Raw genomic sequence first — 20,367 nt, forward strand, 5'->3', positions numbered from 1 at the left:
GTCAGGTGCCTTCTCTCCCGACAACGTGACCCGCATTTTCCCCGCAAGCGTGAATGGATGCTGCTCCCATGGCGAATGAAGACAAGCTTCGCGCGTACCTCAAGCGCATGACCGCCGAACTCGGCGAGGCCCACGACCGGCTGCGCGAGGTCACCGACAAGGAGCAGGAGCCGATCGCGATCGTGGCGATGAGCTGCCGCTACCCCGGGGGCGTCAGCTCCCCCGAGGAGTTGTGGCAGCTCGTGGAATCCGGTTCCGACGCGATCACCGGCCTTCCCGCCGACCGCGGCTGGGACCTGGACGGGCTGTACGACCCGGACCCCGACGCCTCGGGGAAGTCCTATGTCCGCACCGGCGGATTCCTGCACGACGCGGGGGAATTCGACGCCGGATTCTTCGGAATCAGCCCGCGCGAGGCGCTGGCCATGGACCCGCACCAGCGGCTGCTGCTGGAAACCTCCTGGGAGGTCTTCGAAAGGGCGGGAATCGACCCGGTCTCGCTCAAGGGCAGCCAGACCGCCGTATTCGCCGGAATAAGCAGCCAGGACTACGCGGCCCTTTTCGGCACGGCACCCGGAGAAGCCGAAGGCTATGTGGGCACCGGCACCTCGGGCAGTGTGCTCTCCGGCCGGGTGGCCTACACACTCGGCCTCGAAGGCCCGGCGGTGACGGTGGACACGGCGTGTTCCTCGTCGCTGGTGGCACTCCACCTGGCCGCGCACGCGCTGCGGAAGGGCGAGTGCTCGCTCGCGCTGGCCGGTGGCGTGACGGTCATGGCGACCCCCGGCGCGCTGGTCGAGTTCTCCCGGCAGCGCGGTGTCGCGCAGGACGGCCGGTCGAAGGCGTTCGCCGCGTCCGCGGACGGCATGGGCATGGCCGAGGGCGCCGGCGTCCTGCTGCTCGAACGGCTTTCCGACGCCCAGCGCAACGGCCACCAGGTGCTGGCGCTGGTGCGCGGCTCGGCGGTCAACCAGGACGGCGCGTCCAACGGCCTGACCGCGCCGAACGGGCCCGCCCAGCAGCGGGTCATCCGGCAGGCGCTGGCGAACGCGCGGCTGTCCACGGCCGACATCGACGCGGTGGAGGCGCACGGCACCGGCACGAAGCTGGGCGACCCCATCGAGGCGCAGGCGCTGCTCGCCACCTACGGGCAGGGCCGCGACGCCGACCGCGGGCTGTGGCTGGGCTCGGTGAAGTCGAACATCGGGCACACCCAAGGCGCCGCGGGCGTGGCCGGTGTGATCAAGATGGTGATGGCGATGCGGCACGGCGTACTGCCGCGCACCCTGCACGTCGACGAGCCCACGACGCAGGTGGACTGGTCCTCGGGCGCGGTGGAGCTGCTGGCCGAGGCGCGGCAGTGGCCGGAGTCGGGCCGTCCGCGCCGGGCCGCGGTGTCCTCCTTCGGCATCAGCGGCACCAACGCGCACGCCGTGCTGGAGCAGGCACCGCTCGACGGGCCCACCCCCGAGGCCGAGCCGGTGACGGTGGAGTCGCCCGTGGTGCCGTGGGCGCTGTCCGGCAGGACGGCGGACGCGCTGCGCGCTCAGGCACGGCGGCTGCGCGCCCATGTGCTGGACGCGCCGGACCTGAGGCCCGCCGATGTGGGGCTGTCCCTGGCGACGTCGCGAGCGGCCCTGGAGCACCGGGCCGCCGTGGTCGCCGGTACGCGGGATGAACTCCTCGCCGGACTGGAGGCGCTGGCCGAGGGCCGGAGCGCGCCGGGACTCACCCAGGGCGTGGCCGCCGAGGAGAGCGGGACCGGGTTCCTGTTCACCGGCCAGGGCTCGCAGCGCGGCGGGATGGGCCGGGAACTCCACGAGACCTTCCCGGTGTTCGCCGAGGCGTTCGACGCGGTGTGTGCCGGGTTCGAGGGTGTGCTGGACCGTTCGCTGCGCGAGGTGGTGTTCGGCGGCGGGGAGTCGCTGGACCGAACGGTGTTCGCGCAGGCGGGGCTGTTCGCGCTTGAGGTCGCGCTCTTCCGGCTCCTGGAGTCCTGGGGCGTTCGCCCGCGACTGCTGCTCGGCCACTCGATCGGTGAGCTGTCGGCCGCGTACGTGGCGGGTGTGTGGTCGCTCACGGACGCGTGCGCGCTGGTCGCCGCGCGCGGCCGGCTGATGCAGGCACTGCCGTCCGGCGGGGCGATGGTGGCGGTGCGGGCGGCCGAGGACGAGATGGACCGGGCGCTGGAGGGATACCGGGACCGGGTGTCGGTCGCCGCGGTCAACGGCCCGGCGTCGGTGGTGATCTCAGGGGACGCGGACGCCGTCGCCGAGATCGCGGCCACATTCGCCGAGCAGGGCCGTAAGACGAAGCGGCTGTCGGTCTCGCACGCGTTCCACTCCCCCCGGATGGAGCCGATGCTGGCCCAGTTCCGCGAGGTCGCCGAGAGCCTGTCGTACGAGGCGCCGCGTATCCCGGTCGTGTCGAACGTGACCGGTGCGCTCGCCACCGCACAGGACATCTGCGACCCGGAGTACTGGGTGCGGCATGTGCGTGCGGCGGTCCGGTTCGCCGACGGCGTGCGCACATTGAACGAGCACGGCGTGCGGACCCTGATCGAGCTGGGCCCTGACGGCGTGCTGTCGGCCCTGGTGCACGACAATGCGGCCGAGCCCGGCGCCCTGTCGGTGCCCGTGCTGCGCGCCGGGCGCCCCGAAGCACAGACCCTGACCACCGCCGTCGCGCACGCCCACATCCAGGGCGCACGCGTCGACTGGGCGCGCTTCTTCGCCGGGCGCGGAGCAGTACCCACCGATCTTCCGACCTACGCCTTCCAGCGCGAGAGGTACTGGCCGGAAGCCACCGCGGAGGCCCGCTCGGCCGACCCCGCGGACGCCGCGTTCTGGGACGCCGTGGAGCGCGCCGACGTGGCGGCGTTCGCCGACACCCTGGAGGTGGGCGAGGAAGAGCGGTCCTCGCTGAGCACGGTGCTGCCGGTGCTGTCCTCCTGGCGGCAGCGGCACCGTACGCAGTCCGTGGTGGACTCCTGGCGCTACCGGATCACCTGGAAGCCCGTGGCGCACTCCACCGACCCGGTGGCGCTCACGGGCAACTGGATCGCGCTGGTGCCGGAAGGCCACTCCGACGCGGCCACGGCGCTGCTCGACGGACTGCGCGCCTCCGGCGCCGAGCCCACACTGGTCGAGATCGACACGGCCACCCGCACCGCCGCGTCGCTGCTGCCACGACTGCGCGCGGCGATCGCCGAATCCCCGGCACCCGCCGGTGTGCTGTCCTTCCTGGCCCTGGACGTATCCCCCCACCCGGAGCACCCCGAGGTCACCTTCGGCCTGGCCGCCACGCTGGAGCTGATACGGGCCCTCGGGGAAGCCGAGGTGGCGGCGCCGCTGTGGTGCCTCACCCGCGGCGCGGTCTCGGTCGGCCGCTCCGACCACCCGGCCGCCCCGGCACAGGCCCAGACCTGGGGCCTGGGCCGCGTCGTGGCCCTGGAACACCCCGACCGCTGGGGCGGACTGCTCGATCTGCCCGAAGCGCTGGACGAGCGGTCGCTGACCCGGGTGCTGCGGGTCCTGGCCGGGGAAGGCAACGAGGACCAGGTGGCGGTGCGCGCCTCCGGCGTGTTCGTCCGGCGGCTCGCCCGCGCCCCCCGCGCCGAATCGGTGGTCACCCCCTGGCGCCCGCGCGGCACCGTACTGGTGACCGGCGGTACCGGCGCGCTGGGCGCCGAGTTCGCCCGCTGGCTCGCCCGTAACGGCGCCGAACACCTCATCCTGACCAGCCGCAGGGGACTCGCGGCACCGGGTGCGGAGGAACTGCGGGAGGAACTCGCGGCGCTCGGCGCGGACGTGACCGTGGCGGCCTGTGACGTCGCCGACCGGGACGCGCTGGCGAACGTGCTCGCCGCCGTGCCCGCCCAGGCACCCCTCAGCGCGGTGGTGCACGCCGCGGGCGCCGGCCAGTTCACCCCGATCGCCGACACCGACCTGACCGAACTCGCCGACGTACTGCGCGCCAAGGTGGCCGGCGCCCGCAACCTCGACGAACTGCTCGGCGACACGCCCCTCGACGCCTTCGTCCTGTACTCCTCCATCTCCGCCGTCTGGGGCAGCGGCGGCCAAGGCGCCTACGCCGCGGCCAACGCCTACCTGGACGCCCTCGCCGAACAGCGCCGCGACCGCGGCCTCCCCGCCACCTCGGTGGCCTGGGGCCCGTGGAGCGGCGGCGGCATGGCGGAAGGCGGGGCCGAGGACCATCTGCGCCGCCGCGGCCTACTCGCGCTCGCCCCCGAACTCGGCATCGCCGCGCTGCGCCAGGCCGTCGAGAACGACGACCCGGCCGTGGCCGTCGCCGATGTGCGCTGGGACCGCTTCCTCACCGGCTTCACCGCCGTACGCCAGAGCCCGCTGCTCGGCGATCTGCCGGAGGTCCGCAGCGCCCTGGTCACGGATGTCGCCCCGGACGACGGCGCCCCGACCTTGCTGCGCCACCTGACCGCGCTTCCCGAGGCCGAGCGGCTCCGCCTCCTGCTGGACCTGGTACGCACCGAGACCGCCGGAATCCTGGGCCATGCCGCCTCGGACACCGTGGAGTCCGGACGCGCCTTCCGGGACCTCGGCTTCGACTCGCTGACCGCCGTGGAACTGCGCAACCGGCTGGGCACCCGCACCGGGCTGCGCCTCCCCGCCACCCTCGTCTTCGACCACCCGACGCCCGCCGCCCTGGCCGAGCACATCCGTGACGAACTGCTGGGCGGCGAGAACCAGGCGCACGCCCCGCTCCCCGCGACCGCCGCCCACACCGACGAGCCGGTCGCGATCGTCGGCATGGCCTGCCGCTACCCGGGCGGCGTCGGCTCGCCCGAGGACCTGTGGCGCCTGGTGGCCACCGGCGGCGACGGCATCGGCGACTTCCCCACCGACCGCGGCTGGGACATCGACGCGGTCTACCACCCCGACCCCGACCACCCCGGGACGTCCTACGCCCGCGAAGGCGGCTTCCTCTACGACGCCGGGGACTTCGACCCCGGAATGTTCGGCATCTCGCCGCGCGAGGCAGCGGCGACCGACCCGCAGCAGCGGCTGCTCCTGGAGACCTCCTGGGAGGCCGTGGAGCGGGCGGGCATCGACCCGACCTCGCTCAAGGGCAGCCAGGGCGGCGTGTTCGTCGGCGCCAGCTACCAGGGATACGGCATCGGCGGCCACGGTGACGACGGGACCGAGCACTCGCTCACCGGCATCTCGACCAGCGTCGCCTCCGGCCGCATCGCCTACGCCCTCGGGCTCGAAGGCCCCGCGGTGACGGTGGACACGGCATGCTCCTCGTCCTTGGTGGCTCTGCATCTGGCCGCGCAGGCGCTGCGGTCGGGGGAGTGCTCGCTGGCGCTCGTCGGCGGTGTCGCGGTCATGCCCACCGCGGACAGTTTCGTGGAGTTCTCCCGGCAGCGCGGTCTCGCGGCCGACGGCCGGTGCAAGTCGTTCGCCGACGCGGCGGACGGCACCGGCTGGGGCGAGGGCGTCGGCGTCCTCCTGGTGGAGCGGCTGTCCGACGCCCGCCGCGACGGCCACCGGGTGCTCGCGGTGGTGCGCGGCTCGGCGGTCAACCAGGACGGTGCCTCCAACGGGCTCACCGCACCGAACGGCCCCGCCCAGCAGCGGGTGATCCGGCAGGCGCTCGCCAGCGGTGGACTGTCCACGGCGGACGTCGACGTGGTGGAGGCGCACGGCACCGGCACCAGGCTGGGTGACCCGATCGAGGCGCAGGCGCTGCTGGCCACCTACGGTCAGGGACGAGACGCCGAGCGGCCGTTGTGGCTGGGCTCGGTGAAGTCCAACATCGGGCACACGCAGTCGGCAGCGGGTGTGGCCGGTGTGATCAAGATGGTGATGGCGATGCGGCATGGCGTACTGCCGCGGACCCTCCACGTGGACGCCCCCTCGACCCAGGTCGACTGGTCGGCGGGCGCGGTGGAGCTGCTGACCGAGGAGCGGGAGTGGTCGGACCCGGGCCGCCCGCGCCGGGCCGCGGTGTCCTCGTTCGGCATCAGCGGCACCAACGCGCACACCATCATCGAGCAGGCACCGGACACGGAGAGCACCACCGCGCCGACCGCGCCCGTGGTGACGTCGCCGGTGGTGCCCTGGGTGCTGGCAGGCAGGACGAAGGCCGCACTGCGGGCCCAGGCGCTGCGCCTGAAGGAGCGGCTGGAAACCCACACCGAGGACGGACTCCTCGACGTGGGCCACGCGCTGGCCACCACCCGGGCGGCGTTGGCGCACCGGGCCGCTCTGGTCGCGACCAGCCGGGACGAGTTCGTCGCCGGACTGGCCGCGCTGGCGGAGGACCGGGACGCGCCGGGGCTGGTGCGGGGTTCGGTGCTCGACGGCGGCCGGGTCGGGTTCCTCTTCACGGGGCAGGGTGCGCAGCGGGCCGGGATGGGCCGTGAACTGTACGAGGCGTTCCCGGTGTTCGCGGAGGCGTTCGACGCGGTGTGCGCGCGGTTCGACGCCGAGCTGGACGTGCCGTTGCGTGAGGTGATGTGGTCCGAGGACGGTCGCGGTCTGATCGACCGCACCGTCTACGCCCAGGCGGGGTTGTTCGCGCTTGAGGTGGCGTTGTTCCGGCTGGTCGAGTCGTGGGGTGTGGTGCCGGATTATCTGGCGGGTCATTCCATCGGTGAGTTGTCGGCGGCGTACGTGGCGGGTGTGTGGTCGTTGGCCGACGCGTGTGTGCTGGTGGCGGCGCGTGGCCGGTTGATGCAGGCGCTGCCCGCCGGTGGTGCGATGGTCGCGGTGCAGGCGACCGAGGCCGACGTGGCCTCGGCGCTTGAGGGGCGTACGGACCGGGTGTCGATCGCCGCCGTCAACGGCCCGTCTTCCGTGGTGCTTTCGGGCGATGAGGACGCGGTCACCGAGATCGCGGAGGGTTTCCGGGCCGAGGGTCGTAAGACCAAGCGGCTGACGGTGTCGCACGCTTTCCACTCGCCGCGTATGGAGCCGATGCTGGCGGAGTTCCGGCGGGTGGCCGAGGGGCTGTCGTACAGCGCGCCGCGCATCCCCGTCGTATCGAATGTGACCGGTGAGCTGGCCACTTCTGAGGACCTGTGTGCCCCGGAGTACTGGGTGCGGCATGTCCGGGAGGCGGTCCGGTTCGCGGACGGCATCCGTACGCTCACCGACCAGGGTGTGGCCACCTTCGTGGAGTTGGGCCCCGACGGGGTGCTGTCCGCGATGGGGCAGGACAGCGTGGCCGACTCCGGGACGGAATTCGTGCCCGTGCTGCGGGCCGACCGCCCCGAGGCGCAGACCCTGACCACAGCGGTCTCCCGTGCCCACGTCCGGGGAGTCCCGGTCGACTGGGCACAGGTCTTCGCGGGCCGAGGCGCCGGGCCGGTGGAGTTGCCGACGTACGCCTTCCAGCGGCAGCGGTACTGGACGGCGACCACGGCGACCGGAGCCGGTGACCGTGCGAACGCGGTGGACCCGGTGGACACAGCCTTCTGGGACGCCGTGGAGCGTGCCGATGTGGCGGCCGTCGCCGGGACCCTGCAGGTCGGCGAGGCCGAGCAGGATTCGCTGAGTGTGGTGCTGCCGGTGCTGTCCGCATGGCGCAAGCGGCACCGTACCCAGTCGGTTGTCGACTCGTGGCGCTACCGGATCACCTGGAAGCCGGTGCCGGAGACTCCCGCGCCCGCGCTGTCGGGGACCTGGCTCGTCGTGGTGCCCGAGGGGCATGGGGACCATGAGTGGGTCGAGCGTTGCGTTCCCGCCGTGGACGCGCGCGGGGCACAGACCGTGGTGCTCACCGTGAGCGCCGCCGGGGCCGATCGCGCCGGCCTCGCGCAGCGACTGTCGGAGGTCGACGGGCCCCTCACCGGAGTGCTGTCGTTCCTCGCATGGGACGAGACCGCCCACCCGCACCACCCCGGGGTCTCCGCGGGCCTGTGGTCCACAGCGGAACTGGTACGTGCCCTGGGTGACGCGGAGGTCATGGCGCCGCTGTGGTGCCTGACCCGCGGCGCGGTGTCGGTGGGCCGGTCCGACCGGCTGACGAGTGAGACGCAGGCACAGATCTGGGGCCTCGGCCGCGTGGTCGGGCTGGAGCACGCCGACCGTTGGGGCGGTCTCGTCGACGTTCCCGAGACGGTGGACGAGCCCGCGATCCGGCGGCTGGCCGGTGCGCTGGCCGGGATCGGTGACGAGGACCAGCTGGCGGTACGCGCCTCAGGCGTGTTCGTCCGGCGCCTCGGCCACGCACCCCGGCCGGAAGCGGCCGAGACCCCGTGGTGCCCGCGTGGCACCGTACTGGTGACCGGCGGCACCGGTGCGCTGGGCGCCGAGGTCGCCCGCTGGCTGGCCCGTAACGGCGTCGGACACCTCGTGCTCACCAGCCGCCGTGGCATCGCCGCCGAAGGCGCCGCGGAGCTGCGGGACGAACTGACCGGGCTCGGCGCCGAGGTGACGGTGGCGGCCTGCGATGTCGCGGACCGGGACGCGCTGGCGCGCCTCCTGGACGAGCTGCCGGCCGATCAGCCGGTGCGGGCGGTCGTCCACGCCGCCGGTATCGGCCAGTTCGTGCCCCTCGCCGACATGAGCGGCGAGGAATTCGCGAACGTGGTGACCGGCAAGGTCGCCGGCGCCCGGAACCTGGACGAACTGCTGGGCGACCTGCCGCTGGACGCGTTCGTCCTGTTCTCCTCCATCTCCGGCATCTGGGGCAGTGGCGGCCAGGCCGCCTACGCCGCGGCCAACGCCTATCTGGACGCCCTCGCCCAACGGCGCCGCGACCGCGGCCAGGCCGCGACCGCCCTCGCCTGGGGACCGTGGGGAGAGGTGGGCATGGCGGCGGCCGACGAGGCAGGCGAGGCACAACTGCGCCGGGGTGGACTGCTGCCCCTGCAGCCTCGACTCGCCATCGCGGCACTGCAACAGGCCATGGACCACGACGACTCCGTGCTGGCCGTCGCCGACGTGGTGTGGGAGCAGTTCCTGCCGGGCTTCGCCGTCGCGCGCCCGCGTCCGCTCATCGGCGACCTGCCGGACGTCCGGCAGGCGCTGGACGCCGAAGAGGCGGACAAGCACAGCGAGCCCACCGACGAATCGGCACTGGCACGCCGCCTGCGCGGGATGCCGGAGGCCGAACGCGGCCGGGCGCTGTCCGAACTGGTACGCGCCGAGGTGGTGGGCGTGCTGGGCTACACGTCGCTGGACGAGGTGGCCGCCGAGCGCTCGTTCAAGGAACTCGGCTTCGACTCGCTGACCGCGGTCGAACTCCGCAACCGGATGAACGCCGTCACAGGCCTGCGTCTTCCCTCGACCCTCGTCTACGACTTCCCCACCGCGGCCGTCCTGGCCGAGCACCTGGGGAGGGAACTGCGGGGCGCCGACGCGCCGCCCGTCGCCCCCACGCCGGTCGTCGCCGCACAGTCCGAAGAACCGATCGCCATCGTGGGCATGGCCTGCCGCTACCCGGGCGGGGTGAGCTCACCCGAGGACCTGTGGCGGCTGGTGGCCACCGGCACGGACGGCATCGGGGAATTCCCCGCCGACCGCGGCTGGGACCTGGAGAAGCTGTACGACCCGGACCCCGACCGCCCCGGCACCGCCTATGTCCGCGAGGGTGGCTTCCTCTACGACGCGGGGAACTTCGACCCCGCGATGTTCGGCATCTCGCCGCGTGAGGCGCTGGCGATGGACCCGCACCAGCGGCTGCTGCTTGAGGCTTCCTGGGAGGCCATCGAGAACGCCGGCATCAACCCGGCCGTCCTGAAGGGCAGCCCGACCGGAGTGTTCGCCGGATCGGGGTATCAGGGTTACGGTTCCGGCTTCGACTCCGCCGCCGAAAGCGTCGAGGGCTACGCCATGACCGGCACCTCGTCCAGTGTGGTGTCCGGCCGGGTGGCCTACACCTTCGGGCTCGAAGGCCAGGCTGTCACGGTGGACACCGCCTGCTCGTCCTCGCTGGTGGCGCTGCACCTGGCGGTGCAGGCCCTGCGCTCGGGCGAATGCACGCTCGCGCTGGCGGGCGGCGTCACGGTGATGCCGAGCGCGGCCACCTTCGTACAGTTCTCCCGGCAGCGCGGCCTCGCCACGGACGGCCGGTGCAAGTCGTTCGCCGACGCGGCCGACGGCACCGGCTGGGGCGAGGGCGTCGGCGTACTGCTGGTGGAGCGCCTGTCCGACGCCCAGCGCAACGGTCACCGGGTGCTGGCGGTGGTACGCGGCTCGGCGGTCAACCAGGACGGCGCGTCCAATGGTCTGACGGCGCCGAACGGCCCGTCGCAGCAGCGGGTGATCCGGCAGGCGCTGGCGAACGCGCGGCTGTCCATGGCGGACGTCGACGCGGTGGAGGCGCACGGCACCGGCACGAAGCTGGGTGACCCGATCGAGGCACAGGCGCTGCTGGCCACCTACGGCCAGGAGCGGGACGCCGAGCAGCCGCTGTGGCTGGGCTCGGTGAAGTCCAACATCGGGCACGCGCAGGCGGCAGCGGGTGTGGCCGGCGTGATCAAGATGGTGATGGCGATGCGGCACGGCGTACTGCCGCGCACCTTGCACGTGGATGAGCCGTCCTCCCAGGTCGACTGGTCCGCGGGTGCGGTGGAGCTGCTGACCGAGACGCGGGAGTGGCCGGAGAGCGGCCGTCCGCGCCGGGCCGCGGTGTCCTCGTTCGGCATCAGCGGCACCAACGCGCACACGGTGCTTGAGCAGGCGCCGCAGGACGAACCCGCCGATGAGCCGCAGCCGGTGACGGTGGTGTCGCCGGTCGTGCCGTGGATTCTCTCCGGAAAGACCGGCCCGGCCCTCCGGGCCCAGGCCCAGCGGCTGCGCGCCCATGTGCTGGACGCGCCGGAACTGAAGCCGGTCGATGTGGGGATGTCCCTGGCGACGTCCCGGGCGGCCCTGGAGCACCGGGCCGCGGTGGTCGGCGCGGACCGGGACGAACTTCTGGCCGGGCTGGCCTCGCTGATCGGGGACGGCAGCGCGCCGGGCCTCTTCCAGGGCTCGGTGGGCACGGGCGAGGGCCGCACCGGGTTCCTGTTCACGGGGCAGGGCGCGCAGCGGGCCGGGATGGGGCGTGAGCTCTATGAGACGTTCCCGGTGTTCGCTGGCGCCTTTGACGAGGTGTGTGCGCGGTTCGACGCTGAGTTGGACAGGCCGCTGCGTGAGGTGGTGTTCGGCGACGCGGAGTTGATCGACCGGACGGTGTTCGCTCAGGCGGGGTTGTTCGCGCTTGAGGTGGCGTTGTTCCGGCTGGTGGACTCTTGGGGATTGGCGCCGGACTATCTGGCGGGTCACTCCATTGGTGAGCTGGCCGCCGCTTATGTGGCCGGTGTGTGGTCACTTGCGGACGCGTGTGTTCTGGTGACGGCGCGAGGCCGGTTGATGCAGGCGCTGCCTGCCGGTGGCGCGATGGTGGCCGTACAGGCGACCGAGGCCGAGGTGGCGTCCGCGCTTGAGGGACGTACGGACCGGGTGTCGATCGCCGCCGTCAATGGGCCCTCGTCCGTGGTGATGTCGGGCGACGACGACACGGTCAACGAGATCGCGGCCGGGTTCGCTGAGCAGGGTCGTAAGACCAAGCGGCTGACGGTCTCGCACGCTTTCCACTCGCCGTTGATGGAGCCGATGCTGGCCGACTTCCGGCGGGTCGCCGAGGGGCTGTCCTACAGCGCGCCGCGTATCCCGGTCGTATCGAATGTGACGGGTGAGCTGGCCACCGCCGAGGACCTGTGCTCCCCGGAGTACTGGGTGCGGCATGTCCGTGCGGCGGTCCGGTTCGCCGACGGCGTCCGTACCCTCGCCGAGTACGGCGTACGGACGCTGATCGAGCTGGGTCCCGACGGCGTGCTCTCGGCGATGAGCCAGGAGTCCCTGCCCGACGACCTCGACGCGCTGAGCGTGCCGCTGCTGCGCGGTGCGCGGCCGGAGGCCGAGAGCCTGACCGCCGCGGTCGCCCAGGCCCACGCCCGTGGGGTGCCGCTGGACTGGGCGGAGTTCTTCGCGGGCCGGGGCGGCAAGCGGGTCGAGTTGCCGACGTACGCCTTCCAGCACCAGCGGTACTGGCTGGAGGCCGGTGTGTCGGCGGGCGACGTCGAACTGGCGGGCCTGAGCGCGGCGGACCACCCGCTGCTGGGTGCCGCTGTCGAGATCCCCGGCACCGGTGGGCTGTTGCTGACCGGCCGGCTGTCGCTTGACACCCACCCGTGGCTTGCCGACCACGGGGTGCTCGGCTCGGTGCTGCTGCCTGGCACGGCCTTCGTGGAGCTGGCCATCCGGGCCGGTGACCAGGTCGACTGCGGGTATCTGGAGGAACTGACGCTGGAAGCACCGCTACTGTTCCCCGAACGGGGCGCGGTACAGGTGCAGTTGGCGGTCGGCGACGCGGACACCTCGGGCCGCCGCGCGCTGAGCATCCACTCCCGGACGGTGGGGCAGCCGTGGACGCGCCACGCCAGCGGCCTGCTGGCCCCGGCCGCCGGTCCGGTACCGCTGACCGAGCCGACGGCGGCCTGGCCGCCGCCGGACGCGGTCCCGGTGCCGATCGAGGGCCTGTACGACGGGTTCGCCGCCGCGGGCCTGGTCTACGGACCGGCTTTCCAGGGCGTACGCGCGGTGTGGGTGCGTGCCGGTGAGGTGTTCGCCGAGGTCGCGCTGGACGAGGACGTCGCGGAGGTCGCCGGGCAGTTCGGGCTGCATCCGGCGCTGCTGGACGCGGCGTTGCACGCGGTCGGTCTCGGCGACCTGATCGAGGCCACCGGCCAGGCCCGGCTGCCCTTCGCCTGGTCGGGTGTGAGCCTGCACGCCGCGGGCGCGCGGGCGGTGCGGGTACGGCTGTCCCGCTCCGGTGTGGGCGCGGACACGGTGTCGCTGACGGTCACCGACACCGCTGGCGTGCCGGTGGCCGCTGTCGAGTCGCTGTCGCTGCGACCGGTGAGCGCCGGGCAGCTGGAGGCGGCCCGGGGCGGTGCCCAGGACTCCCTGTTCCGGCTGGAGTGGTCCCCGCTGCCCGAGCGGGGTACGGGTGCGCCGGTCGGTTCCTGGGCGCTGGTGGGCGCCGATGTGTTCGGGATCGGTACGGTGCTCGGCTCGGCAGGGCAGGGCGTCCGCGCCCACGCGGACCTGTCCGCGCTGGACGGCCCGGTGCCTGACGTGGTGTTCGCGTGTGTCGCCGGTACCGGCGTGGCGGCCGGGCCCGTACACGAGAGCGCGGCCGCCGTACTGGAGTTGGCGCAGTCGTGGTTGGCCGATGAGCGGTTCGCTTCCTCGCGTCTGGTGCTGGTGACACGGGGCGCGGTGGCCGCCAACGCCGGGGACGGGGTGCCGGATCTGGCGGGTGCGGCGGTGTGGGGCCTGGTGCGCTCGGCGCAGACGGAGAACCCCGGCCGGTTCGTCCTGCTGGACCTGGACGAGGAGCCCGTCCCGGACGGGTTGCTGACCGACGCGCTCGCCGCTGACGAACCACAGCTGGCGGTGCGCCAAGGCGGTGTCCGGGTGCCCAGGCTGGCCCATGCGGCGGCAGCCGCCGCCCCGGAAAGGCCAGAGGGGCCGGAGCGGGCGGAGGCGTCACAGGCGCCGGAGACGGACGGCACGGTGCTGATCACCGGCGGTTCGGGTGCGCTGGGCGCGGTGCTGGCCCGGCACCTGGTGACTGAGCGCGGGGTCCGCCATCTGCTGCTGACCAGCCGCCGCGGTGAGGCGTCGCCTGGTGCGGCGGAGCTGACGGCCGAACTGACGGCGCTGGGTGCGTCGGTGCGGGTGGCCGCCGTGGATGTCGCCGACCGGGAAGCACTGGCGGCGGTCCTCGCGTCGATACCGGCCGCGCATCCGCTGACCGCTGTCGTGCACGCGGCCGGAATCACCGACGACGGTGTGGTGGGTTCGCTGACGCCGGAGCGGCTGGCCGCTGTGCTGCGTCCCAAGGTGGACGGGGCCTGGAACCTGCACGAGCTGACCCGGGAGCTGAACCTCTCCTCCTTCGTGATGTTCTCCTCCGTCGCGGGTGTCATGGGCGGTGCCGGACAGGGCAACTACGCGGCGGCGAACGCGTTCCTGGACGGGCTGGCCCACCACCGCACGGCATCCGGCCTGCCCGCCCAGTCGCTGGCCTGGGGGCCGTGGGACCAGACCGGCGGTATGGCCGACGCGCTGACCGAGACCGACCGGCAGCGGCTTGCCCGTTCGGGCATGCTCGGGCTGTCCGCGGAACAGGGCACGGCGCTGTTCGACAGCGCGGCCACGGTCGGCGAGGCCGTCCTGGTGCCCATGCGCCTGGACCTCGGCACACCGCGCAGCCAGCCGGACGCCACGGCGATCCCGGCTCTGCTGCGCGGCCTCGTACGGGCGCCCGCCCGGCGCCTGCTGACCAGCGGGGCGGCGGCCGCCCCGGAAACGGGACTGGCGCGGCTGCTGGCCGGGCTCACACCGGCCGACCAGGAGCAGCGACTGCTGGAGCTGGTGTGCACCCATGTGGCCGCGGTACTGGGCCACGCCTCCGCGGACGCGGTCGACGCCGACCAGGCGTTCCGGGAAGCCGGATTCGACTCCTTGACCGCCGTCGAGCTGCGGAACAGGCTCAACAAGGCCACCGGACTGCGGCTGCCTGCCACCCTCGTCTTCGACTACCCCACCCCCCAGGTGCTGGCGCGCCAGTTGCGCGACGAACTGGTCGGTACGGAGCCCGAGGTGGCGGCATCCGCCACGGTCCTCGCCTCCGAGGAGCCGATCGCGATCGTCGGCATGGCCTGCCACTACCCGGGCGGGGTGAGTTCGCCCGACGATCTGTGGCAGTTGGTCGCCACCGGCACCGACGGGGTCGGCGTCTTCCCCACCGACCGTGGCTGGGACGTCGAGTCGCTGTACGACCCGGAGCTGTCGCGCCCCGGCACCTCGTACACCAACGAGGGCGGTTTCCTCTACGACGCCGCCCAGTTCGACCCGGCGTTCTTCGGCATCAGCCCGCGTGAGGCGCTGGTGATGGACCCCCACCAGCGGCTGCTCCTGGAGACCTCCTGGGAGGCCATCGAGCACGCGGGGATCGACCCGACCTCGCTCAAGGGCAGCCGGACCGGGGTGTTCGCCGGAGTGATGTACCACGACTACGGCGTGCTCGTGACGCAGGCCGCGGGCGAGGACTCCGAAGCCGACGGCGCGGGCACCGGCAGCTCGGGCAGTGTCGCCTCCGGCCGGGTCTCGTACGTCCTCGGACTCGAAGGCCCGGCGGTGACGGTGGACACGGCGTGCTCGTCGTCGTTGGTGACCCTGCATCTGGCCGCGCAGGCACTGCGGTCGGGGGAGTGCTCGATGGCGCTGGCGGGCGGGGTGACGGTGATGTCCACGCCCGGTACGTTCGTGGAGTTCTCCCGGCAGCGCGCGCTGTCCCCGGACGGGCGGAGCAAGGCGTTCTCCGACGCCGCCAACGGCACCGGCTGGGGCGAGGGCGTCGGCATGCTGCTGGTGGAGCGGCTGTCCGATGCCCGCCGCAACGGTCACCAGGTGCTGGCGATCATGCGCGGCAGCGCGGTCAACCAGGACGGTGCCTCCAACGGGCTCACCGCACCGAACGGCCCGGCCCAGCAGCGGGTGATCCGGCAGGCGCTGGACAGCGCCGGGCTGTCCACGGCGGACGTCGATGTGGTGGAGGCCCACGGCACCGGTACGAAGCTGGGTGACCCGATCGAGGCGCAGGCGCTGCTGGCCACGTACGGGCGGCGCGAGGCGGACGCCGAGCCGCTGTTCCTCGGCTCGATCAAGTCCAACATCGGACACGCGCAGGCGGCCGCTGGCGCGGCAGGCGTGATCAAGATGGTGATGGCGATCCGGCACGGTGTGCTGCCCCAGACGCTGCATGTCGATGAGCCGTCGTCGCAGGTCGACTGGGACTCGGGAGCGGTGGAACTGCTCACCGAGGCGCGCGAGTGGCCCGCCCTTGACCGGCCGCGCCGAGCGGCGGTCTCCTCCTTCGGGATCAGCGGCACCAACGCGCACGTCATCCTGGAACAGCCGGAAGCGGCGGATCAGCGCCGGGTCGACGGCGCTGTCCACGACGGCGCTGTCCACGAGGGCGCTGTCCACGATGGCACCGCCTATGAGGACACTGTTCACGACGGCGTGGCACCGGTGGTGCCCTGGCTGCTGTCCGCGAGGACCGCGGCGGGCGTACGCGCCCAGGCCTCCCGGCTGCGGGCCCACCTGGAGCTACACCCGGACACCCGTCTGCCGGACCTGGGCCACTCGCTGCTCACGACCCGGACGGTCTTCGACCACCGGGCGGTCCTGGTGGCCGGTGAACAGGGCGAGTTCCTCGATCAGTTGGCCGCGCTCGCCGATGACAGGGAGCTGCCCGGTCTGGTCCGGGGCGGCCCCGGGGCCGCGACCCGCAACGGTCCGGTGTTCGTCTTCCCCGGCCAGGGCTCCCAGTGGCTGGGCATGGGCCTGGAACTGATGGACACCTCCCCGGTGTTCGCCGAGCGGATGACGGAGTGCGCCGCCGCCTTCGCACCGTTCCTCGACTGGTCGGTCATGGAGGTGCTGCGCGGTGCGCCCGGAGCACCGAGCACCGACCGGGTGGAGATCATCCAGCCGGTGCTGTTCTCCGTGATGGTCTCGCTGGCCGAACTGTGGCGCTCCTACGGGGTGCGGCCCTCGGCGGTCGTCGGCCACTCCCAGGGAGAGATCGCCGCCGCCTGCGTCGCGGGCGCGCTGTCGCTTGAGGACGCGGCCCGCGTGGTGGCGCTGCGCAGCGGCCTGCTGGCGCGGCTGGCGGGCAAGGGCGCCGTCGCCTCCGCCATGCTCTCCGCCGAGGAGGCGGCCAAGCGCATCGCCCGCTGGGACGGGGCGCTGTCGGTCGCCGGAATCAACGGCCCCACGGCGGTCACCCTGGCGGGCGAGGAGGACCCGCTGGCGGAGTTCGTCGCCGAATGCGAGGCGGACGGAATCCGCGTACGGGTCATCGCCGCGACCGTGCCCAGCCACTGCCCCCAGGTCGAACCGCTCCGGGAGGAACTGCTGGAGCTGCTCGCCCTGGTGTCACCCAGGCCGAGCGATGTCCCGTTCTACTCGACGGTGACCGGCGAGGCCATCGACACCGCCGAGTTGAACGCCGAGTACTGGTACAGCAACATGCGCGGCACGGTGCTGTTCGAGCCCACCGTCCGCCGCCTGCTGGCGGACGGGCAGCGGGCGTTCGTGGAGGCCAGCCCGCATCCGGTGCTGACCGTCGCCGTGCAGCAGATCGCGGAGCAGGCCGACACCGAGGTGACCGCGGTCGGTTCGCTCCGCCGCGACGAGGGAGGACCCACCCGGTTCCTGACCTCGCTGGCCGAGGCCCATGTCGGTGGCGTTCCCGTCGACTGGGAACCGGCGTTCGCCAACCTGGGCGTCCGGCAGGTGGCCCTGCCCACCTACGCCTTCCAGCGCCAGCCGTACTGGCCGCGGCTGCGCCCGTCCGGCGTCGGCGATGTCACCTCGGCCGGACTTGCGGCGGCCGGCCACCCGCTGCTGGGCGCCACCGTGGAACTGCCCGGCTCCGGCAGCCTGCTGTTCACCGGCCGCCTCTCGCTGGACACCCACCCCTGGCTCGCCGACCACGCCGTCGCCGGTGTGGCGCTCCTGCCGGGGACCGCCTTCGTGGAGCTGGCGATACGGGCCGGTGACCACGCGGGCTGCGACCGGGTGGAGGAACTGACCCTGGAGAGCCCGCTGATGCTCCCCGAGCGGGGCGCCGTCCAGGTGCAACTCACCGTCGCGGAAGCCGACTCCTCGGGGCGGCGGCCACTGAGCGTCCACTCCCGGCCCGCGGTCGTCTCGGACACCGCGGCCACCTCGGACACCGGACCCTGGGTCCGCCACGCCACCGGTCTGCTGGCCGTCGGCGACGCAGCGGTCCCGGCCGGAACGGGCAGCTGGCCTCCCGCCGGTGCCGTCCCCGTCCCGGTGGACGACCTGTACGAGCGGCTGGCGCTCACCGGCGTCGGCTACGGCCCGGTATTCCAGGGCCTGCGAGCCGTATGGCAGGACGGCCAGGGCGGCCAGGACGTGTACGCCGAGGTGGCGCTGGACCAGGAGACCGCCGGCGACGCCGGGCTGTTCGGTCTGCACCCCGCGCTGCTGGACGCGGCGCTGCACGCGATCGGACTGGGCAACCTGGTGGCCGAGACCGGCCGGGTCCGGCTGCCGTTCGCCTGGTCCGGCGTGTCGCTGTACGCGACCGGCGCCACCGCCCTGCGGGTCCGCCTGTCACCCGCGGGCCCGGACGCGGTGTCCCTCACCGTCGCCGACGGCTCGGGCGCACCGGTCGCCTCGGTGGAGTCGCTGGTGCTGCGGCCCGTATCGGCCGAGGCGTTCGCGGGCGCCCGTGGCGGGCACCACGACAAGCTGTACCGGCTGAACTGGGCCACCCTGCCCGAGCCGTCCGCGCCGCAGACCGTCGCGCCCGGTTCCTGGGCCGTCCTGGGCTCCGACCAGCTCGGTCTGGCCGAGGGGCTCAAGGCCGCGGGCGACGCGCCCGGTTCCTTCCCGGACCTGGCCTCGCTCGGCGAAGCCATCGCGGCGGGCACCCCCGTACCGGACGTGGTGCTGGTGTGCGCGGGTGGGCAGCGACTGCCGGAAGCGGTACGTACGGCCACGCACAGCGTGCTGGGGCTGGTCCAGGCCTGGCTGGCGGACACCCGCTTCGACACCGCCCGGCTGGTGGTGGTGACCCGGGGGGCGGTGGCCGCGCACGCCGATGACACCGTTCCGGATCTGTCCGGCGCCGCGGTCTGGGGGCTCATCCGGTCCGCACAGACCGAGAACCCGGACCGGTTCACCCTGCTGGACATCGACGACCGGGACCCGTCCTGGCGTGCGCTGCCCGCGGCGGTCGCGAGCGGTGAACCCCAACTGGCGCTGCGCGACGGCACCGTGCACGCCGCCCGCCTGGGCAGGGTCGCCGTCGCGGCACCGGTCACCGCCGCCGTGGGGGCACCTCCCAGCGGACACGCTGGGGGAGATGAACCGGTCACAGAAAGGGGCGAGTCCGAGGCCGTCCAGTCGGCACAGCGCGACGGCACCGTCCTGATCACCGGAGGCACCGGAGCCCTCGGCAGCCTGGTCGCCCGCCACCTGGTGACCACTCGCGGCGTACGCAGCCTGCTGCTCACCAGCAGGCGCGGACCAGCCGCGGAAGGCGCCGCCGAGCTGGCGGCGGAACTCACCGGCCTGGGCGCGGCCGTACGGATCGCCGCCTGCGACGCGGCCGACCGGGACGCGCTCGCCGAGCTGCTGGCGGGAGTCCCGCAGGAGCACCCGCTGACGGCCGTGGTGCACGCCGCCGGTGTGCTGGACGACGGTGTGATCGGCTCGCTCACCCCGGAGCGGGTGGACCGGGTGCTGCGCCCCAAGGTGGACGCGGCATGGAACCTGCACGAGCTCACCCGGGAGCTGGAGCTGTCGGCGTTCGTCCTGTTCTCCTCGGCGGCCGGTGTCTTCGGCGGCCCGGGCCAGGCCAACTACGCGGCGGCCAACGCCTTCCTGGACGGCCTGGCCCACCACCGCAGGGCGCGGGGCCTCGCGGCCACCTCCCTGGCTTGGGGCCTGTGGGCGGACGACGCCGGTATCAACAGCGGCATGGCCGACAACGTCGGCGAAGTCGATGTGCGGCGGATAGCCAGGTCCGGCATGACGGGTCTGTCGACCCCCGAGGGCCTGGCGCTGCTGGACATCGCGGAAGCGGCGGATGAGGCACTGCTGGTGCCGACCCGTCTCGACCTGGCGCCGGGCGGCGCGGCAGCGGTGCCACCGCTGCTGCGCGATCTGGTCCGCGGGCCCGTACGGCGTACCGCACAGGCGCAGGCCGAGACGGACTCCACGCCGCTGCGGAACCGTCTGCTGAGCGTGCCGGCGGCGGACCGCGCCACGGTGCTGCTGGACATGATCCGCGGCCAGGTCGCCGACGTCCTGGGACACGCCTCGCCGGACGCCATCGAACCCGACCAGGCGTTCAACGAGCTCGGATTCGACTCGCTGACCGCGGTGGAGCTGCGTAACCGGCTCAGCCACGCCACCGGCCTCCGGCTCACCGCCACGCTGGTCTTCGACCACCCGACCCCCGGTCGGCTGGCGGCACACCTGCTGACGGACCTGGACGTCGAGGAGCCCGCGGTGTCGGCACCGCTGCTGGCGGAACTGGCCCGGATGGAGTCGGCCCTCTCGTCGATCACCCCGGAGGGACTGGCTGAACTCGCCCCGGACGACACCGCGTACGAGGAGGTCACGGTGCGGCTCCAGACCCTGCTCGCCAAGTGGGGCCGCTTCCGCACCGAGCCGGACGCCCCGGAACCCGCACGCGACCTCGAAAAGGCCACCGCCGATGAGCTCTTCGACTTCATCGACGGCGAACTCGGGGAGCTGTGACGACATGCCCTGC

Annotated in this window: 1 protein-coding gene; it reads left to right on the forward strand. The window is 73.3% G+C overall.

The window, feature by feature from the left end; genetic code table 11:
* Window positions 1-53: 53 nt before the first annotated feature.
* Entirely contained in the window at window positions 54-20,354 is a 20,301-nt protein-coding gene (locus AC5P1B_RS00555; RefSeq protein ID WP_493884108.1) for a type I polyketide synthase, read from the forward strand.
* Window positions 20,355-20,367 lie beyond the last annotated feature (13 nt).

Source organism: Streptomyces sp. A01 (genome assembly GCF_059026195.1).

Coding starts and splice junctions, on each gene's coding strand:
- AC5P1B_RS00555 (WP_493884108.1), top strand. CDS start 54: ATGGATGCTGCTCCCATGGCGAATGAAGACAAGCTTCGCGCGTACCTC.